This is a genomic window from Serratia sp. B501 (assembly GCF_051172315.1).
Lineage (GTDB): Bacteria > Pseudomonadota > Gammaproteobacteria > Enterobacterales > Enterobacteriaceae > Serratia > Serratia ureilytica.
Genome location: NZ_JBPIZB010000003.1, coordinates 1 through 22,087, shown reverse-complemented (window position 1 = coordinate 22,087; position 22,087 = coordinate 1). Strand labels below are relative to the sequence as shown.

18 protein-coding genes and 4 pseudogenes are annotated in these 22,087 nt (G+C 61.2%); 10 read left to right on the top strand and 12 right to left on the bottom strand.

Translation table 11 applies throughout. The annotated features are described in order from the left end of the window. Nucleotides 1-199: 199 nt before the first annotated feature. The 8 genes and pseudogenes from ACSBQV_RS10740 to ACSBQV_RS10705 all read left to right on the top strand — a co-directional run. Nucleotides 200-391 (top strand): annotated as a pseudogene (locus ACSBQV_RS10740) (DNA polymerase V); the annotation flags it as partial. Nucleotides 392-405: 14 nt separating this feature from the next. Beyond that, entirely contained in the window at nucleotides 406-651 is a 246-nt protein-coding gene (locus tag ACSBQV_RS10735; protein WP_016927225.1) for a hypothetical protein, read from the top strand. 117 nt (nucleotides 652-768) lie between these two features. Then, nucleotides 769-981: pseudogene (locus ACSBQV_RS10730) on the top strand (resolvase); the annotation flags it as partial. A gap of 75 nt (nucleotides 982-1,056) precedes the next feature. Further along, nucleotides 1,057-1,428, top strand: coding sequence for a hypothetical protein (locus tag ACSBQV_RS10725; protein ID WP_126502249.1), 372 nt, complete (start codon nucleotides 1,057-1,059; stop codon nucleotides 1,426-1,428). A 313-nt stretch (nucleotides 1,429-1,741) separates the two neighbouring features. Continuing rightward, nucleotides 1,742-1,921: pseudogene (locus tag ACSBQV_RS10720) on the top strand (SOS response-associated peptidase family protein); the annotation flags it as partial. A 188-nt stretch (nucleotides 1,922-2,109) separates the two neighbouring features. Next, nucleotides 2,110-2,544 (top strand): translesion error-prone DNA polymerase V autoproteolytic subunit, encoded by a 435-nt coding sequence (gene umuD / locus ACSBQV_RS10715; protein ID WP_046687360.1) that lies wholly within the window; start codon nucleotides 2,110-2,112, stop codon nucleotides 2,542-2,544. A gap of 2 nt (nucleotides 2,545-2,546) precedes the next feature. Continuing rightward, entirely contained in the window at nucleotides 2,547-3,899 is a 1,353-nt protein-coding gene (gene umuC, locus ACSBQV_RS10710) for a translesion error-prone DNA polymerase V subunit UmuC (protein WP_232098136.1), read from the top strand. A 378-nt stretch (nucleotides 3,900-4,277) separates the two neighbouring features. Continuing rightward, nucleotides 4,278-5,627, top strand: a complete 1,350-nt coding sequence (locus tag ACSBQV_RS10705; RefSeq protein ID WP_099786142.1) for a colicin-like pore-forming protein — start codon at nucleotides 4,278-4,280, stop codon at nucleotides 5,625-5,627. A gap of 52 nt (nucleotides 5,628-5,679) precedes the next feature. Here the strand turns inward: ACSBQV_RS10705 and ACSBQV_RS10700 are convergent, their stop codons facing one another. The 4 genes from ACSBQV_RS10700 to ACSBQV_RS10685 all read right to left on the bottom strand — a co-directional run bounded on the left by ACSBQV_RS10700 (nucleotide 5,680) and on the right by ACSBQV_RS10685 (nucleotide 9,471). Then, nucleotides 5,680-6,096, bottom strand: coding sequence for an RbsD/FucU domain-containing protein (locus ACSBQV_RS10700; RefSeq protein ID WP_033643572.1), 417 nt, complete (start codon nucleotides 6,094-6,096; stop codon nucleotides 5,680-5,682). A gap of 46 nt (nucleotides 6,097-6,142) precedes the next feature. Then, on the bottom strand, nucleotides 6,143-6,907 hold the full coding sequence (locus ACSBQV_RS10695; protein ID WP_099817838.1) for an SDR family NAD(P)-dependent oxidoreductase: 765 nt from the start codon (nucleotides 6,905-6,907) through the stop codon (nucleotides 6,143-6,145). A gap of 21 nt (nucleotides 6,908-6,928) precedes the next feature. After that, nucleotides 6,929-8,164, bottom strand: coding sequence for an MFS transporter (locus ACSBQV_RS10690; RefSeq protein WP_226772921.1), 1,236 nt, complete (start codon nucleotides 8,162-8,164; stop codon nucleotides 6,929-6,931). A gap of 269 nt (nucleotides 8,165-8,433) precedes the next feature. Beyond that, nucleotides 8,434-9,471 (bottom strand): LacI family DNA-binding transcriptional regulator, encoded by a 1,038-nt coding sequence (locus tag ACSBQV_RS10685; protein WP_099786052.1) that lies wholly within the window; start codon nucleotides 9,469-9,471, stop codon nucleotides 8,434-8,436. Nucleotides 9,472-9,765: 294 nt separating this feature from the next. Between ACSBQV_RS10685 and kynA the strand changes: the two genes are divergently transcribed. Next, the gene (gene kynA / locus ACSBQV_RS10680) at nucleotides 9,766-10,608 is read left to right on the top strand and encodes a tryptophan 2,3-dioxygenase (protein WP_099786050.1); all 843 of its coding nucleotides are present in this window, start codon (nucleotides 9,766-9,768) and stop codon (nucleotides 10,606-10,608) included. A gap of 22 nt (nucleotides 10,609-10,630) precedes the next feature. Then, the gene (sbmC, locus tag ACSBQV_RS10675; protein ID WP_099786048.1) at nucleotides 10,631-11,098 is read left to right on the top strand and encodes a DNA gyrase inhibitor SbmC; all 468 of its coding nucleotides are present in this window, start codon (nucleotides 10,631-10,633) and stop codon (nucleotides 11,096-11,098) included. A 188-nt stretch (nucleotides 11,099-11,286) separates the two neighbouring features. On the opposite strand, the gene ACSBQV_RS10670 is transcribed toward sbmC, so the two are convergent. The 8 genes and pseudogenes from ACSBQV_RS10670 to ACSBQV_RS10635 all read right to left on the bottom strand — a co-directional run. Continuing rightward, nucleotides 11,287-13,215: a type VI secretion system Vgr family protein gene (locus ACSBQV_RS10670; protein WP_042784895.1), complete on the bottom strand. Its 1,929-nt coding sequence runs from the start codon at nucleotides 13,213-13,215 to the stop codon at nucleotides 11,287-11,289. A gap of 141 nt (nucleotides 13,216-13,356) precedes the next feature. Next, nucleotides 13,357-14,802: a serine/threonine protein kinase gene (locus ACSBQV_RS10665; RefSeq protein WP_099786046.1), complete on the bottom strand. Its 1,446-nt coding sequence runs from the start codon at nucleotides 14,800-14,802 to the stop codon at nucleotides 13,357-13,359. 49 nt (nucleotides 14,803-14,851) lie between these two features. Next, a complete protein-coding gene (tssH, locus tag ACSBQV_RS10660; protein WP_033643564.1) occupies nucleotides 14,852-17,506 on the bottom strand; it encodes a type VI secretion system ATPase TssH in 2,655 nt (884 codons plus the stop codon). A 56-nt stretch (nucleotides 17,507-17,562) separates the two neighbouring features. Further along, nucleotides 17,563-18,633 carry a type VI secretion system baseplate subunit TssG gene (gene tssG, locus ACSBQV_RS10655; RefSeq protein ID WP_060660567.1) on the bottom strand — a complete coding sequence of 357 codons (1,071 nt, stop codon included), beginning with the start codon at nucleotides 18,631-18,633 and terminating at the stop codon, nucleotides 17,563-17,565. Further along, nucleotides 18,630-20,516 carry a type VI secretion system baseplate subunit TssF gene (gene tssF, locus ACSBQV_RS10650; RefSeq protein ID WP_099786044.1) on the bottom strand — a complete coding sequence of 629 codons (1,887 nt, stop codon included), beginning with the start codon at nucleotides 20,514-20,516 and terminating at the stop codon, nucleotides 18,630-18,632. The genes tssG and tssF overlap by 4 nt, the downstream gene beginning before the upstream one ends. Before the next feature lie 4 nt (nucleotides 20,517-20,520). Beyond that, the gene (locus ACSBQV_RS10645) at nucleotides 20,521-21,096 is read right to left on the bottom strand and encodes a type VI secretion system baseplate subunit TssE (protein ID WP_074053859.1); all 576 of its coding nucleotides are present in this window, start codon (nucleotides 21,094-21,096) and stop codon (nucleotides 20,521-20,523) included. 2 nt (nucleotides 21,097-21,098) lie between these two features. Further along, nucleotides 21,099-21,920 (bottom strand): type VI secretion system accessory protein TagJ, encoded by an 822-nt coding sequence (locus ACSBQV_RS10640; protein ID WP_275087400.1) that lies wholly within the window; start codon nucleotides 21,918-21,920, stop codon nucleotides 21,099-21,101. Between the two features lie 14 nt (nucleotides 21,921-21,934). Continuing rightward, nucleotides 21,935-22,087, bottom strand: a pseudogene (locus ACSBQV_RS10635) (type VI secretion system-associated protein); the annotation flags it as partial.

Genomic DNA, 22,087 nt, shown 5'->3' with positions numbered 1-22,087 from the left:
GGGAATCACGCCCTGCAGGTTATCCACAGTTTTAGTGGATAACGTGTGTGCAAGGCAGCGTGAAACCGTTAGCAGGCGTAAAAAAAAATCGCTCAGAAAATTATTATATTACGCGGCAAAGCGCGATCCGCAGGGGGATAGGGGGTTGCACGCGTTCGCGTTTTGTTTATGCATTACTGTATAAATATACAGTTTGGTTATGATTATGCTGAGTACTTTAAGGTTGTATGCTTTTTCACCAGGTGAGCCCCTAACGTTACCGCTGTTTGCCGATCGCGTGGCCTGCGGTTTTCCCTCCCCGGCGCAGGACTATGTCGAGAGCCGGCTGGATATCGGCAAACTGCTGGTACGGCACCCCAACGCCACCTACTTCGTGCGCGCCAGCGGTGAGATGGAGCGAGCAGGATGGATCAGGCACTGAATTTTTCACTCAGCTATGCGCAGCTGATCCGGGAAGCAGAAGATGCGATTAAAAAATGCAATCTGAACCAGGGCGGGATGGGTTACACCCTAGAGTTGGGTAAGGCTTCTGTCATTCTGAGTTTCTGGTACGGTCTGGCGCTGCAGGGCTATCCGGGCACAATAATGGATGAACGTGTTGATGCCGACCGGCTGCGCCTGCATGTCCTCATCTATAAGAGAGAGGAGTGACATCGTGGCAACGGTTAACGTCCGCCGGCCGTCGCCGCTGTAGCGACGGATGCTGATTGTGCTGGCCGAACCTGCGCGCCCCCTGCCTGCTGCTGTGGCGCGCGGACGGAACGATCAAGTCGCCGCCAACGGCAAAAGCCGGGAATTGAACGGGCGCATACGTTGGGTAGATACCGGGGAAAGCAGGCAGATCAGGAACGACATCAGAAAGTCCTGTACTACCGACAGATTAAGAAACTGAGCATCCGAGAAACAGCAGACGCGACAGGCTACAGTACTTCCCAAGTTTGTCGCATTCAGGCCTTCTATAAAGAAGTTGAGACTGATTAAAAAGCAGCCTTAATGTACAATAATTTTCGATATCCAAACTGACCCCATAAACAATCAATGAGTTAGAGATGAAAGGTGATTTCATACAAAAAAATCATACCTGCTCTTGTCATATTCGCTTTATCTAATGCTGTGGCATATGCGAATGATTTCGACAAATCAAATGAAGCGATGGCAATTTCAGCAATAGGTTTTTCTGGCTCAAATGCTCGTGTTGCACATGATGTTTGTGGGGCAACCAATGAGAAAATTGATAAATATAAAAAACAAATAAAAGACTCATTAACTAGAACATTAAAGTATGAACAGTCAGGATTCGATACGCATTGGGATAATGGTTGGAAAAATGCTGATTTTTTGGTTAAGTCATTAAGTAATGATGAAGCCTATAAAAAAGAATATTGCCGAGAGGTTTTAGATGGAATTAATAATCCTGAAATGAATTAAGGATTATTCCTTATTCGGGGTTCTACGCCGGAACCCCAGATTTTTCCGTCCGCTAAAATTATCCCCGGTTGAGCAGCTTTATACCGTCAGCTCGCAGTGGACCATCAGGGGAAATGTGGCGGTACAGCGTTTGTCGGGTTATCCCAAGCTCCTGGCATAACGTACTGACTTTCGTCTCTGGCCGTCCCATTGATGCCATTGCCAGTCGCAATTTTATTGGCGTCATTTTGTAAGGCCGTCCGCCGTTCCTCCCGTGGGCTCTTGCTGAGGCAAGGCCTGCCGCTGTTCTTTGCGGTGCTGTACGCAGCAGAGACCGACGGCCGCGCGCGACTGGCTCGACACCCGCTTAGTCCCGCCCTCTGGTCAAATGCAGGCTGATGTGTACAGCCTGCAGGCAGAGGATTTCGTCTGGCAACCGGTATCGCCCGCCGTCGGCGCCGTTCGCAATGACAATCCCTCACTCATCCTGCCCATCGATACGCCAACGGTCTGAGTGCCGCATTATCCACAGTTTTGGTGGATATCATGTGTGCAAACACACGTGAAGAACGCCAAAAGCTGCAGGAAAAATCGCTCAGAAAATTATTATATTACGCGGGAAAGCGCGATCCGCAGGGGGATTGGGGGTTGCACGCGTTCGCGTTTTGTTTATGCTTAACTGTATAAATATACAGTTTGGTTATGATTATGCTGAGCAATTCAAGGTTGTATGCTTTTTCACCAGGTGAACCCCTAACGTTACCGCTGTTTGCCGATCGCGTGGCCTGCGGCTTTCCTTCCCCGGCGCAGGACTATGTCGAGAGCCGGCTGGATATCGGCAAACTGCTGGTACGGCACCCCAACGCCACCTACTTCGTGCGCGCCAGCGGCGAGTCGATGATCGACGGCAATATTCAGGATGGCGATCTGTTGATTGTCGACAGCGCCCTGACGCCGGAGCACGGCAATATCGTGATCGCTGCGGTGGACGGTGAATTCACCGTCAAAAAGCTGCAGCGCCACCCCGACGTGCGGCTGTTGCCGATGAATCCCGCCTACGCGCCGATCGTGTTCGACGACGAAGCGCAGCTGGAGATTTTCGGCGTGGTGACCTTTATCGTCTACGCGGCGCTGTAACCATGTTTGCCCTGGTAGACGTCAACAGCTTCTACGCTTCCTGCGAGACCATTTTCCGGCCCGACCTGCGGGGGCGGCCGGTGATTGTGTTGTCCAACAACGACGGCTGCGTAATCGCCCGCAGCGCCGAGGCGAAGGCGCTGGGCGTGCCGATGGGCGCGCCTTATTTCAAGATCAAAGAGGAGATGCGCCGTCGCAACGTCGCGGTGTTCTCCTCCAACTACGCGCTGTACGCCGATATGTCCCGCCGGGTGATGGACACGCTGGAGGAGATGGCGCCGGCGGTGGAGATCTATTCACTGGACGAAGCCTTTCTGCGGCTGGACGGCGTGGCGCGCTGCGAGGCGCTGGAACCGTTCGGCCAGCGGGTGCGCGATCGCATCCGGCGCGAGCTGCATTTGACGGTCGGGGTTGGCATTGCGCCGAGCAAAACGCTGGCCAAGCTGGCCAACTTCGCGGCCAAGAAATGGCGCGGCACCGGCGGCGTGGTGGATTTATCCGATCCGGCGCGCCAGCGCAAACTGCTGGCGTTGCTTCCGGTGGAAGAAGTGTGGGGCGTGGGCCGCCGCCTGACGCGCCAGCTGCAGGCGATGGGCATTCACACCGCGCTGCAGTTGGCGGACTGCGATACTCGACTGGCGCGTAAAACCTTCAGCGTGGTGCTGGAGCGCACGATACGTGAGCTGCGCGGCGAGTCATGCCTGCAATGGGAAGATGAGGCGGCGGCGAAAGAGCAGATCATCTGTTCCCGCTCGTTCGGCCAGCGGTTGACGCACTACCCGCACATGCGCGAGGCGATCTGCAGCTATGCCGAACGCGCCGCCGAAAAGCTGCGACAGGAAAAGCGCTATTGCCGCAACGTGTCGGTGTTTATCAAAACCAGCCCGCATTCGGCGGGCGAAGGCTATTACAGCAATATGGGCACCGCCCGGCTGCAAACGCCGAGCAACGACAGCCGCGACATCATCGCCATGGCGGTGCGCGCGCTGGAGAGCATTTGGCAGGAGGGGCGGCGTTATCTGAAGGGCGGCGTGATGCTGGGGGATTTCAGCGCCGCCGCCATGGCGCAGATCGACCTGTTCGACGACTGCCCGCCGCGCCGCAACAGCGAGCGCCTGATGGCGACCCTTGATCGCTTGAATCAGGAAGGGCGCGGGCGCGTATGGTTCGCCGGGCAGGGGATCGTCAAACCGTGGCAAATGAAGCGCGACATGCTGTCGCCGGCCTACACCACTCGGCTGGCGGACATTCCCGTGGTGCGGCTGGGGGTGCGGGAGCCGCGTGATGCCCCACGGGTTACTGCGCGGCTTAATCCGTCGAGACCTAAGGGAATAGGCGATAATAAGGCAGGGTAAGCATGGCATGATCTGTGCGCCAACGATCTTCACCGCGTCCTTCCCCTTAGTTCAGAACCCGGATGCGTCACTGGCTGCCTGGCGGCAGGGCGTGTATTGCCTCTCTTTATTCGCCATTCACCGTTTTGCGCCATCTGATCACATAGGTTCCTTGGATATTTCAGTCTCTAACGCCTGTATTGCAAAAGGCGCGCATGCGTTGGCTCGTTGATTGTTTCACCGACCAGACAGCCGCCATCCGTTGTCCTTATTTCTGCGGTTTTTTATAAATGACGGGCAGCTAAAAACGGTTTGCCGATAGGGATAATGCGCGTGTCAATCCGCGTTAAACGAGAATATCGGCATCTTAAAAATAAAACGAAATAAGGATGAAAGCATATGCCTGGATTTAATTATGGTGGTAAAGGAGATGGAACTAACTGGAGTTCTGAACGCGGTACGGGCCCTGAGCCGGGGGGCGGCGATAAAGGCCATTCCGGCGATCGCGATCGCGGCGGTGCCGGCGTTGGCAACAGCCCGGAACAGCAACAGATTGCGGCGATCCAAAACGATCCGGCGCTGCGCATGAAGCTGGAGGCGGTGATTAAGGCGGCGCGCAGAATTAACCCGGATGCGAAATTGCATATTGAAAGCGTCAGCCCATCCGGCACTCTGAGCCTTTCCGCCACCGGTTTGACGGCCGAGCAGGCGAAGCACATTGGCCTGGGGGGGCTGGTGATGGGGGTCAACGCCAAGGGGGTGACAGTGGCGATCGGGGATATCGAAACCGGCCATGCGCGCAAGCCCTCACCCCCTGGCAAAGGCGGCAACAATGGCCTGAATGCCGGGCAGATCGGCGCCTCTTCGTTAGGCAGTTTCGTGACAGACTCGCATCGCGATCGGCCCGTCAGCGGCTGGCATGGCAACGGCAAAACCGGCGAATTCTCGACGACCCGCACGACCGGGAGTTACTACGGTTTTCATCATTTGAAGGTGGAAAAGCAAGACGGAGTGGCGACCTACAACCTCTACTATAAGGCCAATAAGAACCGGCCCGCGTTTATCGCCGTGGTGAGAGGGGATAACCTGAATGCCATGGAGGTGAAATATGCCAACGGCAAGCCGGTAAAATCGCCCGGCTCGGTAAAAACGATCGTTAAGGAATTCGTCGAATATCAAAATGCGGAATTAAAAGCCATCAAGGATGGCGTCAGCCTGGCCGCAGGTATCAATAAAGATATCGCGGAAAAGATCGGCGCGAAATACGCCAAACTCGCCAAGGATTTGGAGGCGGGAATTCAAGGAAAATATATCCGCAACGTGCAAGATGCGGAGAAAACCTACGAGCAATTGACGAAGGGCCTGAACAAAAAGCTCAAGGCGCAGGACAAAGCGGCGATTGTCGCCTGGCTGAAAATGATCGATGCGGAACAGTATGCCCGCAATGCGCGGGTATTGGGCAAGGTCTTCACCGGGGTGGACTGGGCGATCAAGGGCGCGGATCTGGTAAACGCCGCGATTGAAGGTTTCTCAACCGGCAACTGGAAAGCGTTCCGCAACCAGCTCGAAGCGCTCGGGTTGTCGATCGGCGCAGGGTATACGCTCTCCGCTATCGCCGCGTTTTTCGCGCCGACGCTGGTGTCGTCGACGGTGGGCATTTTCGCCTTCGCTTACCTGTTTGGCTGGGCCACCAGCTATATCGATGCGGAACGTGCGGGGGAGCTGGAGAAGTGGGTCGCTGACCTGTAACGACATGAGGGGGCTGGCCCCCTCATTTTACCCCTCACACCCTCTACCTCTTTCACACCACCGGCGCCACCGTCAGCAGCAGATTGGCGAAGCGGCGCCGTTCGCCGGAGGCGATCACCAGCAGCGTCCGATCCGATTTGACCGCGGCGTAAAACGCCTCGCGCGGCAGGTGCTCGATCGGGCAATGTTCTGGCAGCAGTTGCCGGTATTCGGCTTCGATAGTGTTGGTGAAGTCCGGCGGGCAGGCCATCAGCGCCGCGCTTTCCACGTTGATGCAGGCCAGCAGTTTTTCCAGGATTGGCGGTGCGGCGAGCGTGCCGGGCGCCAGGTTCAGATAGACCACGGTGGCGTCTTTCGGCGCGTGCGTCACGCAGGCGTAATTGCCGTCGGCGATCAGCACCTGGGTTTTATGCCCGCATTGCGCCAGCGCGGCGAGCAGCGGCGGGTGAGTGATGGCGGATTTGATCATAAAGCGATTCCTGAATAGGGGGGTGGCCGTGCCGCCCCCAGCTGAACTACATGCGGAAGATGCCGCCGTTGATGTCGAGAGTGGCGCCGGAGATGAAGCCGTCGTATTCCGCCGCCAGGAAAGCGATGGCGCGGGCCACGTCGTCCGGCGTGCCTGCGCGGCCCAGCGGGATGGCGCGAACGGTTTCCTCCGCCGATGCCTGGGTGGTGTGGCGATTATGAAAGCGGGTGCCGAGGATCAGGCCGGGCGCCACTGCGTTCACCCGGATGCCGTGCTCGCCCAGCTCCGCCGCCAGCGAGCGCGTCCAGGTGAGCACCGCGCCCTTGGTGGCGGAATAGGCCAGCGAGCCGGCGTGCCCGCCGGCGCGGCCGGCCAGCGAGGCCAGGTTGATGATGCTGGCGCCGTTCGGCGCCGCCTTCAGGTGCGGCAGCGCGCTCTGGGTCACGTTCAGCATGGTGGTCATGTTTACGTCGATCACGGTTTGCCAGAAGGCGCGATCGATCTCGCCCAGCCATTTGCGCCCGACGATGCCGCCGACGTTATTGATCAGAATATCGATGCCGCCGAGAAACTCGGCGCCGGCCGAGACGCAGCGCAGCGTTTCGTCGGTGTTGATGAGATCGGCGTAGCCGTAGGCGGCCTTTTGTCCGAGTGAATGGGCCAGCGCCACCAGCGCCTTGGGGCCGCTTTCGTCGCTGTGGTAGTGAAAATAGATGTCGCACCCGGCCTTGATCAGCCGCTCTGCGGTGGCGCGGCCGATGCCCTGTTCCGCCCCGGTGATAAAGACCTTTTTGCCCGCAAGATCGCCCATGATTGACTCCTTATTGGTTCGTTAAGAATTGATGACGCCTTCACGCTGTTTGGCGCAGTAGAAAATGCAGATCAGGCCGGTGGCCAGCAGGCACGAGGCCAGGAAAAACAGCCCCGGCGCGCTGCTGCCGGTCAGATCGTTCAGCACGCCCACCGCATAGGGGGCGACGAAACCGCCGATATTGCCGATGCAGCTCACCACCGCCAGCCCGGCGGCCGCGGCCGCGCCGGTGGAGATATTGGCGGGCATGGATAAGAACGGCGGCACGGCGGTGTAGATGCCGATGGCGGCAATGCACAGGAATGACAGCGCGACGAACGGGTCGTATTTAAAAAATGTCACCGCGCCCATCAGGCCGATGGCGGCGATCACCATGCTGAGGCCGGCGAACACGCCGAGCTTTTTGGTTTTGCTGGCCCACAGGCTCCACGGATACACCAGCAGCGCGGCCAGGCCGTAGGGAATGAGCGCCAGCAGGCTGACGCGAAAGATATCGCTGCCGGAAATGGCGCTGATGATCGACGGCAGCCAGGTGCCGAAGCCGTAAATGCCGCATACCATGCCGAAGTTGAGCAGCGCGTAGAGCAGGTACTTTCTGTTTTTAATGCCCTTGAGGAAGTCGCCCAGCGTGATTTTTGAGCCGGATTTGGAGCGGCCGGCGTTGCTCATCAGCCAGGCTTTTTCCTCCACGTTCAGATAACCGACGTCCTTGGGCGAGTTCTTGATCAGGAAGGGGATCAGCAGGCCGATGACGATCGGCGGCAGCCCTTCGAGGATGAACAGCAGCTGCCAGGGGGCGAAGCCGAACCAGTCATGCTGAATATTGAGAATAAAGCCGGAAATCGGCGAGCCGACCGCGTTGGACAGCGGCTGGACGATGATGAACATGCCGAGAATTTTGGTGCGGTATTTTTCCGGGAAGAAGACCGTGAAATAATACACCACCGAGGGAAAGAAACCGGCTTCGCACACGCCCAGCATAAAACGGCAAATATACAGCTCCAGCGGCGTGCGCACAAAACCGAGCAGGGTCGCGAAGATGCCCCAGGAAATTAATATTCTGGCGAACCAGATGCGCGGGCCGAATTTAATGGTGCCGGCGTTGCTGGGTATTTCAAACAGGAAATAGCCGATAAAGAAAATTCCGGAAGCGAAGCCGAAAGCCGAGGCGGTCAATCCCAGATTATCTTCCAACGCTTTGGCGGCGTAGGCCATATTGTTGCGGTCGAGAAAGGCCAGGAAATACAACAAGATCATGAGGGGGACAATATGCAGCGTCAATTTCCTGATGGCGCTGCGTTCAATATCCTTTGGCATTGTTTTTTTCATCATGGTTTTTCCCATGTGGTTAATCGGAATAATAGCGGCCCGGCCCAAAGTCATGAGCGGCGTGCTGAATAACGACGTTGCGTGCATAAAGCGTCGCGCCGTTTATTTAGTGCGACGACGCTGTTTTTTCTGATTTTGGCTGCGGCGAGCCGGACGATGCTATCTGCGCATCGCCTGGGTAAGCCGTTTTTACCGTATTAACCGGCGGTTTTGACGGAACGCCGGCTGATGACCGTCGGCGGGAAGAGAAACTCGCCGGGCGGTTGTGAATCATTGTTGATGCGGCCGATCAGGCGTTCGACCATCAGCTGCGCCATCTCGGCCAGCGGCGGGCCGATCGACGTCAACCCCGGTTCGGCCAGGCTGGCAAGCGCGATATTGTCGATGCCGACCACCGAAATCTCTGCTGGCACCTGGACGCCGGCGGCGCGCAGCCCCACCATCAGCCCGATGCCCAGCGCATCGTTAATCGCCACGATGCCGTCCGGGCGCGGCGTCAGCGCGAGGATGCGGGATGCCAGCGTCAGCCCCAATTCGAACATCTCCGTGTCGCCGTAGGCGCTGGTGGCTTTGCCTTCGATCACCCGTTGGCGTTCGCTCAAGTTGTGCCCCAGCGCACTCAGAAAACCGTCGATCTTGTGGCTGCGCCCCACGGTCAGCGCCGCTTCGGTGGCGAACACGATATGTCGGCAGCCGCGTTCGAGCAGGTGCTGCGCGGCCAGACGCCCGGCGGCGAGATTGTCCATCGACACGCTGTCGAACAATCGGCTGTCGGCGGCCATCGGCTCGGCGAACGGGCTGTCATAGCTGACGATCTTCATGCCCCGCTCGGCCGCCCGGACAAAATGGGTCTGGCGGATGTCGCTCGCCGCCACGATGATGCCGCGCACGCCATGCAGAAACATATCGTCGATAAACGCGGCTTCCTCCTGTTCCTGCCGGTAGGCGTTGCCGAGCAAGACGCGGTAGCGGTGAGCGCGCGCCGCGCTGTCGACGGCGTGCGCCAGTGCCGAAAAACTCGGGTTAACGATCGACGGCAGCAGCAGGCCGATGATCTTCGCCTGTGGCGCGAGGTTCACTGCGGTGCGCGCCGGACGATAGCCCAGGGTGTCCATCGCCTGTTCGATGCGCTGACGGGTCTGTGCGCTCATCTGGTGGCTGCGATTATTCAGCAGGTTCGACACGCTGCTGATGGACACGCCGGCCAACCGCGCGACATCACGAATATTTGCCATTTGCCGATCCCTTGCTGCCTGCCGTTAGCCTGCAATCTATAAGGGAAGGCGGGCGCAGGCAAGCCGCAACCGGGGCGAAACCCGCACGGGATCGCGCATTTGTGAGAGTCGTCAGGCGCAGGGCCGGTTGTTTACTAAACAGCTAAGGGCGGCGGCCATGGGGTGACGCGGATGAGTGAGATCTGCGAAGCATCTCTCGTTTATCGCCCTTCGGGGCGGCGGGTTCTGTACTATTGTTTTCTCTTTGCGGCACGTTCCAGGCCGATGGGGCGCTGGGCGCAACGGAGATCACAGATGAACAAACGGGAATTAGAAAGCGCGATTGTCACCGATTTTTCCAAACGCATGAGCTATGGCGACTACCTGTGCCTGGACCAACTGCTGGACTGCCAGCACCCGCTCTCCAACCCGCCGCATCATGACGAAATGCTGTTCGTGATACAGCACCAAACCTCCGAACTGTGGATGAAGCTGATGCTGCACGAGCTACAGGCGGCGCTGCGGCTGGTGCAGCAGGACAAACTCAGCCACTGTTTTAAAATTCTCGCGCGCGTTAAACAGATCCAGCGGCTGCTGTTCGAACAGTGGGCGGTGCTGGAAACGCTGACGCCGTCGGAATACGTCGAGTTTCGCGATGTGTTGGGCAGTTCGTCGGGCTTCCAGTCGCATCAATACCGGTCGATCGAGTTTCTGCTCGGCAACAAGAACGCCGCCATGCTGGCGGTGTTCAGCAGCGATGTGGAAAAACACGCGGCGCTGAAGGCGATCCTCGAAGCGCCGAGCCTGTACGACGAATACTTGCTGTACCTGGCGCGCCACGGTTTGCCGATCCCGCAGGAGTGCCTCAAGCGCGACTGGACGCAGCCCTATCAGCGCAACCCGGATCTGCTGCCGGCGTTCAAAGTGATCTACGACAACCCGCAGACCTATTGGGAAGCGTATGAAATGGCGGAGAAGCTGGTGGATATCGAAGAGAGTTTCCATCTGTGGCGTTTCCGCCATATGAAAACGGTGGAGCGGATCATCGGCTTTAAGTCGGGCACCGGCGGTTCCAGCGGCGTCAGCTTCCTGAAAAAGGCGTTGGACCTGACCTTTTTCCCCGAACTGCTGGACGTGCGTACCGAAATCGGTGCCTGAGACAATGTGAGGGGGAAGGGCGATGAGCGTGAGGATTATCGATAAGGCGGCGGAGAAGGTGGTGGGGGTAAGAGTGGTGGGGCCGTATCTGCAGACCATCCCGCAGGGTTCGCAGCAACTGCTGGCATGGCGGCAGCGTCACGACGTGCCGTTCGGCAAATGGCTGGTGTTGTACTGGGACGATCCGGCAGAAGTGGCGCCGGAAAAGCTGCGCGCCGACGTGGTGATGAGCGTGGCGGACGATTTCGCGCTGCCGACGGGCAGCGCGGGTATGACCGTGCAGACGCTGCCCGCTGGGCAGTACGCGGTTTACCGCGTACGCATCAGCGATGGCGATTTCGAACGGGTATGGGGCGAGTTTTACCAGAAGCTGCTGCCGGCCAGCGGCTATCAGCCGGTTGAGGGAGTGAGCTATGAACACTATCTCAACGACTGCGAGGCCGACGGCTATTTTGACCTCGAGATTTACCAGACGGTGAAGAAGTGGTGAAGGGGAAATGATAAAGAAGGCTGAATCGATGGGCGGTACAGATTCAGCCCGTTGTGTTGACTTAACGTCAGTGATTTTGCCGCCAGCCTATTCATCTCCTTGCCAAAAGGGGCTACAGCGGACGGCGTTTTTGCCGGTACTGCCGCCCGAGGGGCGGCGTTAACCGGCTTTCCCGGCGTACCAATTACCTACTCTTTAGGGAACAGCTGATCGACGGCGCTCTGGATTGCCGCCTGATGGCCACCGCCCGGTGCGGCGGTGCGCGCGGCGCCGCCAGGCTGGTTGAGATCCAGCTGGCCGCCGGTGTTGATCGCGCCATCCTCTTTTACCGTGATATTGAAACTGGTGCCGGTGATGTTGATTTGGCCGTCCGCCAGCAGTTCGATCACGCTTTCGCCGCATTCGAGCCGCAGCGATTCGCCGGAGCCGAGGGTAAAGGCATTGACCACGGCGTCGCTGCGCGTTTTGCCGGTCAGCGCGGAGGATTCACCTTTGACGCCGGTCGCCTGATTGAGCACCACCCGTTTGATCTGGTTACCGCCCACCAGATGCGTGTGGTCGTTAGCGATGGTGTGGCTTTCATCGTTTTTCACCTGGGTGTCCATGTTGCGCTCCGCCTGGATCCACACCTGTTCGGCGCCGGCCTTGTCTTCGAAACGCAGGGCGTTGGCGTTGTCGGCGGTGCCGTCCTTGGTGCGACTCATAAAGCCCATCTGGGTGGCGGCGGCCGGCAGCGCCCACGGCGGCATGCTGGCTTCGTTATAGACGCGCCCGGTGACGATCGGCCGATCCGGATCGCCGTTGATAAAGTCCACCACCACTTCGTCGTTCACGCGCGGGATCTGCACGCCGCCGTAGCCTTGGCCGGCCCAGGCGCTGGAGACGCGCACCCAGCAGGAGCTGCCGTCGTCTTTCGGCCCGAAGCGATCCCAGTGGAACTTCACCTTGATGCGGCCGTATTTGTCGGTCCAAATCGATTCGCCGGCCGGGCCGACCACCCGGGCGGTCTGCGGTCCGTGGGTTTTCGGCCAGGTGGCCTGCTGCGGCGGGTGCCAGGGCACGTCCGCCGGCAGGACGATGAAGTCGATACGGTGTTCGCTGCTCTGATCGTCGCCGCTGGCGTAGCGATTCTCTTTCAGATGGTAGCTGGCCTGCAGCGTCAGATATTCGCGATTGTCGTCGGCATGCGGGGCGTTATACAGCGTGAAGGTACTGCCGGGGGCGATGCCCATGGCGGTGGCGGTGCCTCGGATCTGCTGATGTTCGGCCTGCCAGGCTTCCTGGCGCACGCGGGCGTAGAACTCCCCCTGCTGATGCTCGGTATAGCGGCCCGGCCAGTCGTAAACGTCGATTTGCCCCGGCGTCGGCGAGACCGGGTTTTGCCGCGCCTGGAACAGCCAGGCGTTCGGTTTGCGGAAATCGTAGTCGTCCAGGCTGTAGATGCCCGGCGTGACGCGATCGGATAACGTCCACTGGCTGATGCCTTCCTCGCTGGTGCTGCCGCCCGACGGCGTCAGGTGGTAGGGGATCATCTCATAGCCGGGATAGGGCTGGTGATGGTGGGGGGCGTCCCCGAGCACCAGCGTGTGTTTGCCCATTTCGTGTTTGAAATAGTAATAGATGCCCTCCTGCTCCATCAGGCGGCTGATGAAGTTGAAGCTGCTTTCGTTGTACTGCACGCAGTAGCCCCACAGGCGATAGTCGCCGGTCAGCTGATCTTCCAACTGCACGTTGTGCTCCGCCAGCAGGGTCTTGACGATCTGCGGCACCGTCTGTTCCTGGAAGATGCGGAAATTACGGTCTTTGGTCATCGGCCACAGATCCGGCTGCACGTGCAGGTTGTACACCGCGTAGCGCGTGCCGCCGATCTCTTCGCTGCTGACGGCGATGGCGGTGATCTTACCGTTCAGGTAACGCGGGGCGCTGAGAAAGCCCTGGGTCGGAATTTCCAGCGTCAGCGGTTGGCCGAGCAGCGCTTTGCGATCGAGGCGCGCGTCGGTGCTCAGCAATTCAATAGAGAAGTCGAAAGGAGTGGAAAGCGCTTCGATACCGTCCAGTGAGCGAAACAGCAGTTGCTCCTGGCCCAGCGGCGTGTGCGCAATAATGCGATCCAACATGAGAACGTCCTCTGTGATTGACGTCATGCCCTGCATACTCCGGCGTTGCAGCGGCCTTGCCGCGCGACCAATGAGGAGGCAGTTGCTCGTCAGTCTCATGAAATAGGGGAAACCCCGCCGAGGCGGAGTTTCAGAACGGGATTAGCCGGCAGTGGCCGGGTTGACCAGCCAGGTGCCGGCGGTGTCGATGCTGAGCTGCTGGCGGCGGAGCCGATCGTTGTGACGGATCTCCAGCTGATAGCGGCCCGGCGCCAGGTTCAGGCTGGCGAAGCCGTTTTCGCCCGGCGTCACCTGCTGCGGCTTGCCGTCGAGGCTGACCTGCTCACCCGGTTGCAGTTTGAAGTACACCAACGCCACCGGTTGCGCCGGCGGCGCCGCTTTTTCAGGTTCCGCCGCCGCAGGCTGCGCGGTTTGCGGCGCGCTCGGCTGCTCCGTCAGGGTTTTCTGCGCCGGTGACGCTTCGCTGTTTTGAGCGACGGCCTGGGCATCGTCCTTGCCGCCGCTCAGCCAGGCGATCGCGCCGATCACCAGCAGCGCGGCGACGCCGGCGCCGGCCATCATCGGCCGCGAGAATTGGGTGCCGCGCGCGGTAACGGTGCCGGCTGCGGCCGCAGCGGCGGCCGGGTTGGCGGCGACCAGCAAGTTCTCCGGCGCGGCGGCCGGGGTGCTGATGATTTCGTTTTCATCGGCGATCGGCAGATGCAACAGCTCGGCCATTTCGTCGATGGTCTGCGGGCGGTCTTCCGGCTTCAGCGCCAGCGCGCGATCGACGGTGCGCAGCAGCTCCGGCGAGTAGCCGGCGGGGCGGCGCTCGGTCAGCGGCTGGTAGCTGTCTTCGATGCTGCGCACCACGCTGACCGGCGGCGGCGAACCGACGATCAGCGTGTGCAGCACGGCGCCGAGCGCGTAGATATCGGTCCACGGCCCTTGTTCGCCGTCGCTGTTCTCGGTGTACTGCTCGATCGGCGCGAAGCCCGGTTTGAGCATGATCTCCGTTTCGTCCGACAGGTTGCCGATCTCTTTGCGCGCCGACCCGAAGTCCAGCAGCACCGGCAGCTGGCTCTCCTGGATCTGGATGTTATCCAGCGAAATGTCGCGGTGCAGATAGCCTTCCTGATGGATGGTGTTGATGGCGCTGAACAGCGGCGGCAGCAGCCGACGGATCCACGCCTCGTCGATCTTCTCCGGCTGCTGCGCCTGCAGGTTTTTCAGCGTGGTGCCGCTGTAAAACTGGGTGCCCATATAGGCGGTGCCGTTCTCTTCCCAGAAGCGCAACACGTGCAGCAGACCGGGATGCGAGAAGCGCGCCAGCAGACGCGCCTCCTGAATAAAGCTGTTCAGCCCGGCCTGGAAAGTTTTGCCGAAGCGTTCGCCGCGCAGCCCGATGCTGAGATCGTCGTTGCGTTTCGCCAGCGAGGTTGGCATGTACTCCTTGATGGCGATGGTGCGTTCCAGTTGGTGATCGTAGGCGCGGTAGACGATGCCGAAGCCGCCTTCGCCGATCGCTTCCTGGATCTCGAATTCATTGAATCGATAGCCGCTCGGCAGGCTGTTCGAATTCGGTTTGGTTATCCCGGTTCCCGACATAGTGATGACTCTCTGTGTTCAAAGGGCCGCCGTTTCGGCGGCCGCGGCGTTATGCCTGAAATTGACAAATGAATTCGTTGTTCTGCAGCGCGATATGCAGCTGGCGATAGCGCTGGTCGTTGGCGCTGCCGGTCAGCAGGGTGTGGCTGATCTGCGGCAGCAGGGTGTTGGTCAGGATGGCGTCGACCATGCGGCCGCCGGACTCCACCTCGGTGCAGCGGCTGACGATCTGCTCGATGACCGCGTCGTCGAAGGTGCAGACGATGTCGTGATTCTCCGCCAGACGACGCTGAATGCGGCCCAATTGCAGGCGCACGATGTTGCCCAGCGTGGCGTCGGTCAGCGGGTAATACGGCACCACCAGCAGGCGGCCGAGCAAGGCGGCCGGGAACACCGACAGCAGCGGTTGGCGCAGCGCGCCGCTCAGCGCCTCCGGCTCCGGCAGCAGCTCCGGATCGCTGCACAACCCGGCGATCAGATCGGTGCCGACGTTGGAGGTCAGGATGATGATGGTGTTGCGGAAATCGATATGGCGGCCTTCGCCGTCCTCCATCCAGCCCTTGTCGAACACCTGGAAGAAGATTTCATGTACGTCCGGGTGCGCCTTTTCGATCTCGTCCAACAGCACCACGCTGTAAGGACGGCGGCGCACCGCCTCGGTCAACACGCCGCCCTCGCCGTAGCCGACATAGCCGGGCGGCGCGCCTTTCAGCGTCGAAACGGTGTGCGACTCCTGGAATTCGCTCATGTTGATGGTGATGACGTTCTGCTCGCCGCCGTACAGGGTTTCCGCCAGCGCCAGCGCGGTTTCGGTTTTGCCGACGCCGGAGGGCCCGGCCAGCAGGAATACCCCGACCGGTTTGTTCGGATCGTCCAGCCGCGCTCGTGAGGTGCGCACCCGGCGGGCGATCAGATCCAGCGCATGGCGTTGGCCGATGACGCGCTGATTCAGGGTGTCGGAGAGCTGCAGCACCGCTTCAATCTCGTTTTTCACCATGCGGCCCAGCGGGATGCCGGTCCAGTCGGCCACCACCGCCGCCACGATGTTGGCGTCGACGGCGGCGAAGATCAGCGGCGCTTCGCCCTGCAGCGCGCTCAGCTGCTGCTGCAGTTCGCCCAATTGGGCGCGCAGCGCGTCGGCATCAGGGCGCGTTTGCGTCTCTTCGTCGGTGCTCGCCTCTTCTTGGGCGTGCAGTTGGGCGCGCAGCGTGATGATCTGCTGGATCAGCGCCAGCTCCTGCTGCCAACGCTCGGTCAACTGTTCGAGTTCCTGGCGCAGCGCGGTCAATTGGGCTTCAATCTCCTGCGGGCGCAGGGGATCGCCGATGCCGACCTTGGCCTCGCGGCGGGCGATATCCAACTCTATCTGCAGCGCATCGATGCGGTGGCGGCAGTCTTCGACCTGGGCGGGCTCGGCATGTTGGCTGACCGCCACGCGCGCGCAGGCGGTATCCAGCAGCGCCACCGCCTTGTCCGGCAACTGGCGGGCCGGAATATAGCGATGGGACAGCCGCACCGCGGCGTCCACCGCTTCATCCAGCAGCAGCACGCGGTGGTGTTGCTCCAGCGGGCTGACGGTGCTGCGCAGCATCAGCAGCGCTTTGTCTTCGCTCGGTTCGTGCACCTGCACCACCTGGAAACGGCGGGTGAGCGCGGGATCCTTCTCGATGTATTTCTTGTATTCCGACCAGGTGGTGGCGCCGATGGTGCGCAGTTGGCCGCGCGCCAATGCCGGTTTCAGCAGGTTGGCGGCGTCGCCGGTGCCCTGGGCGCCGCCGGCGCCGATCAGGGTGTGAATTTCGTCGATAAACAGGATGATCGGCGTCGGGCTGGATTGCACTTCGTCGATCACCGCCTGCAGCCGTTTTTCAAACTCGCCCTTGACGCCGGCACCGGCCTGCAGCATGCCGATGTCCAGCAGGCACAGTTTCACGTCGCGCAGCTGCGGCGGCACGTCGCCGGCCACGATGCGCAGCGCCAGGCCTTCCACCACGGCGGTTTTGCCGACGCCGGCCTCGCCGGTCAGCAGCGGGTTGTTCTGGCGGCGGCGCATCAGAATATCGACGATTTGCCGGATCTCTTCATCGCGGCCGGCCACCGGGTCGATCTCGCCGTTGCGCGCTCTGGCAGTCAGATCCTGGGCATACTGCGCCAGCACGCTTTCACCGCTGCGCGCCGCGCCGGGCAGGGGCTCGGCGCCGCTTTGCGCCGCCGCATCCTGGGCGTTTTCCGCCGAGTGAGCGGTAATGGCGGCGAACTGTTCCATCAGCAGATCGGCGTTGATGCGCTCGAACTGCGGGGAAATGGCCTTCAGCAGGTGGCGCAGGCTGTAGGTTTTCAGAATGCCGAGCAGCAGGTGGCCGCCACGGATGCGCGCTGCGCCGAACTTCAATGAGCCATAGACCCAGGCGCGTTCTACCGCGCTGTCGATGTGCTCGGACAGATCGGAAATGGCGCTGGCGCCGCGCGGCAGGCGATCGAGCGCCTCGACGATGTCGCGCGCCAGTTGCGCCTCGTCCAGCGCGAAGTGGCGAACGATTTGCTGCAGATCGCCGTCCGGCGATTGCATCAGCTGATGCAGCCAGTGCGCCAGTTCGACGTAGGGGTTACCGCGCAGCTTGCAAAACGCCGTCGCACTTTCCAGAGAGGTGAATAACAGGCTATCCAGTTTGCCGAATAATACCGAGCGGCTGATTTCAGACATGGTTTTCCTCAGGTCTCAGAGTGGCCTGACGCCGCCGGGCGTCGGCCGAAATAGGGTCAGAACGGGTTTTCCAGCGGTTCAGGGCTGAAGATCAGATCGTCGAGATCGCGCTGTCGCCGATGGTCGGCCAGCCAACTGCTCAGGCCCAATCGCTGCGCGCCGCCGAGCTGGATGCCGTGCGCCTGTTCCTTCGCCAGGATCAGGCGCACTTCCCAGACGAACTCGATGCCCAGGTATTGGCGCACCCAGTCGCGCAGTTGCCGGCACAGATCGGCGCCGGGCAGAAAGCGGTCATAGTCCTGCTGCGGCATCGGCCCCAGCTCGATGCGGAACTTGTGCTGGATATCCCGCACCGCGATGCCGAGAAAGGCCGACTCGCCGAGCCGCGGTGCACCGCGCCCGGCCTTGAGCCGCGCCTGCTCGCGCGGCTCCACCCGCAGCCAGTGCGGCACGTTTTCGACGATGCGCACCGGCACCTTGAAATACTGCTGCAAAATTTTGCTCAGGCCTTCCGGATCGCGGCTGTGGCGAATCAGATGACCGGCCATAAAATGTTTCGCGTGGGCGTTGATGCTGTCGCGCTCTTGCTGCGCCGGCTGGCCGATGCCGATCAGGCTCGACAGGTACTCGTCGAAGCGCCGGTTGTCGGGGCGATCCAGCGACACCGTCGGTTGCGCGTCGGCCCAGGCGCGGTAAAACAGCAGCGTCAGCCGGTGATGGAACAGATTGGTGAACGCCAGCAGGGTGGTGTCCTGATGGTGATACACCCGTTCGCGCACGTATTCGGTCAGGTGCAGCGGCAGCGGCCCGTTGGGGCCGAACAGGCCGAAGCTGAAGATCGAAACGTCGTGCAGCGGGCTGTTGGCGCGCGGCGTCACCTGCGCCAGCGTGGACGGCGCGAACGACAGCGAAGGTTCCTGGCCCAGGCGCAGCATCTCGTGGCGCGGCAGCGGCGCGCGCCCCAGCAGGTAGGGTTGGCCGCCCTGGGCGTCGATGCGCCGCAGCAGTTGAAACAGATCGTGCTTGTAAGGCGCGCTGCGCAGCCGCGGCCAGAAGTCGTCCGGCAGGCGATACAGCGCGTTGATCTGCGGCGGCGCCAGTTCGGTGGCGATCATCTCCGCGTTCATATCAGCGTCCTTTTGCCCATGCGTGCCTGCCAGTGGGCGATCTCGCCGCGCTGCTGGCTGGAGAGCGTCATCTCGGTGAAGGTGTTCATCGCCACCAGGCGCGAGAACAGGCGCTCCAGCACGCTGCCGAGCAGGTAAGGACTGTTGCCGGAGAACGCCTGCTCATCGACCGTCAGATCGATGGCGATGCCGCGCGCGAACACGATGGGGCCGGGTTCAGGCACTCGCCGATAGACCGGCCGCAGGTTGCAGTGGCGCACGCCCTGGATCTGTTTAGCGATCGCCGGCTCGCTCAGGTTGCCGTACAGCCCCAGCAGCTGGCGCAGGCTGGCGGCGCCCTGTTCCGGATCGCCGTCCATCATGCTGAGGTAATTCAGCTGCAGCTGACTGATCAACCGCCAGGTGATCATCCCTTCGGCCAGCGCCGGACGCGGCGGCGTAGGGCCTTTGCGCAGCGAGACCTGCTTGATCGGGATTGAATCGGGCATCACGAAATTGCCCTGATCCTGCTGCAACAGCATCAACGGCAGGTCGCGGCTGGTGCACAGCACGTCGGCGGTGAGGTATTTCAGATCGCTGTGCCACGGCGACTGCCGTTCGTCCACCAACGACACGAACACTTCCGAACCGGCATAACCGGTGCGGGTGCCGTAGCGGCGGGCGTGCTCCGACAGCGTGCGCTGTTCGCGCCGCAGCGAGAAGTAGGCGCCATAGTTGCCGTCGTCCGCGCTCAGGGTGCTGTAAAACGGCCGAAACTCTTGCTCGTAGCGTTTTTCGCTGGCGCTGCCGCCGAGCCGCTGCACCGAGAACACTTCGTAATCCAGCGGCCGGATATTGTCGACCACCAGATGGTATTCGTGGTTCTTTTCGTTGATCGCGATGCGTTCGGCCACTTTCGGAAACAGGTTGATCACCGGCGTGCAGTGCAGCGCCAAATGGGCGGCGTCGACCACCCGTTCCAGCGCGGCGTCGTGCCTATCGAGCAGCACCACGATTTCGAACTGGCGCAGCGCCTTTTTCCCTTCGCGCACGCTTTGCAGCAGCGGGCGCAGGCCGTTGACGCTGAAGAACTGGAAGCGCGCCGGGAAGGCGAAATATTCTTGCAGCAGCCGGTAGCCTTCGAAGTTGCGCAGATCGTTGGGCAGCAGCGCCTGATCGGCGGCGAAGCCTTCCTGTCGCAGCCCGTCCAACGCCAGCGCCCGCCGCTGCGGCTGAGCCTCCACCGTTTGGCAGACAAGCCCGACGCTGTGCTGCATCAGCAACTCCAGCAGCTGCTGCGCCTGCATGTCCGGCCCGGCCAGGTAAAACATCAATTGGTCCAGCTGCAGGTTGTTGAGCGTCACGCTTTCGTAGCACTCGAGCCGAATGCGCAGCGCGCTGACGCAGCCGCTGTGCTGCAGCCCCAGCGAGGCCAGCGGAATATCGGCCGGAATGCCGCCCAGCTCGACGCCGGCGATGCGCACCGGCTGCAGCGTGACGTCATGCGCCGTGGTGTAACTGCAGGTGATGCCGCTTTTCTTCAGCGTCTGGCTGTCCATCATGGTGCCGCGCGGCACCACGAAGCCGTTGCTGATATCGCCTTTACTGCTGTCCGGCTGCAGCTCGGCGATCGCCATCGACGGCGTCGGCGACAGGTAGTTGGGGTAGATGATCTCCAGCAAGCGCTGAGAAAAGCGCGGGAACTCGGCGTCCATTTTCAGCTGCACGCGCGAGGTGAGGAAGGCGAAGCCCTCCATCAGACGCTCGATATAAGGGTCCGCCACGTCGATGCCGCGCATGCCGAGACGGCCCGCGACCTTCGGGTACTGTTCGGCGAACTCGGCGCCCATCTCACGCAGATAGGCCAGCTCGCGGTTGTAATAATCTAACAGTTTACTGTCCATCGCCTTACCCTATGTCTTTCAGATCGAAGTGGCCGTTTTCCAGATCCACGTCGGTACGGAACAGAAACTCCAGCGGATAGGGCACGCACCACAGGCGGCCCTTGATTTCGATCGACAGCACGTTGTGCAGCTCCAGTGAGCCGGTGTCCGAAATGCAGCGCACCTGCAACCCGTCGGGCAGAATGCGCGGCTCGAAATGGAGGATGGAATCGGTCAGCGCGCGCTGAATGTCCAGCCATTCGATGTCCGACATGCGCTTGCCCGCCAGCGAGGCGATGCCGTAATTCAGGGTGGAGCGCCGCACCTGCGGAAAATCGCCGAGATCCAGATTGGATTCGCTGTTGACGCAGTTGAACAGCCACTGCAAATCGCGCAATACCCGGCGGCGCAGCTCGCTGTGCGACACCAGGTTGCGCACCTGCGCCTCCTGCTTTTTCTGCGGTTCGTCGTCGGTCAGCATGTCGAGCAGCACCGGCTGCATTTTGTCGCGTGAAGTCAGGCGTTCGCTGTCCTGACGATAGCGATAGCCCTGGCGGCGCAGATCGCCGCCGTCATAGTGGGGTGGGCGCTTGTCGTTCATGGTCAGGCGCTCGCGTCGAAGCTCAATTGCCGCAGGCTGTGCAGCGGGAATTCGTCGCTTTCGCTGAGCCAGGTCTTCAGGCCCAGCCCCGCATAGTGGGCGCCGTCGCCCAGCGGTTGCCATTCGGTGCGTTTGCCGAGCAGCAGCGCGTCGTCGCTGCCTTCGGGCAGCGGGTAACGGGCGGGCAGTTGGCATACCTGTTCGCGGCTGTCGGTCAGGCGCACCAGCGCATGGCTCCACACCAGATCGATGGCGCTCTGTGGCGCCTGGAACTGGATCGCGGCGATGTCGGCAAACGGCACCCAGTAGTAAACGCCGTTGAGCGCCAGCTCGCACACCGGCCCGAGGCGGCCGTCACCGTCGGTCAGCCAGTCGAAACTCAGCTGCCGCTCTTGGTCGCCTTCGGCCAACATTAACCGCCCGGCGCCGGTCGGGGCGGCCTCCAGCGCCTCATCGCGCAGCGTCTGGGCCTGCTCGGCCGCCCCTTGCGCATCCTGATGCAGCGCCTGCACCATCAGTTTCAGCCAGGGATGCGCCTGCCGCAGCAGCGTCGGCGCGGCCGTGCCGGCGAATACCGCCTGGCGTTGCAGCTCGGCGTTGACCGACTGCATCAGCAGCAAGGTGGTTGGTTGGGCGATCGGTTTCAGCGCCTGCCAGGATTTCAACTGCGCGTTGGCGCGCGTCCAGTTGCCGCTCAGACACAGCAGTTGCACCAGCGCGGCGCGCAGGTCGGCATCCGCCGGTTTTGCCTTGATATCGTTCTCGACGGCGGTGATGGCCGCGGCGATCGACTGGCCTTGCAGCATGCTTGCTAATGATTTCACAGGCTTTCCTTATATCAGTGAGTGGCGCCGTTAACCGACAGGTAGCTGCCGCTGGCGGGATCGACCCGGTCTGCGGCCAACTGTTCCACCAGCTTGAAGGTCAGCGGGGCGGAGGCGCTCAGCAGCGGCTGCCAGGCGGTTTGCGCCTGCTGCACGCGCTGTGTGAT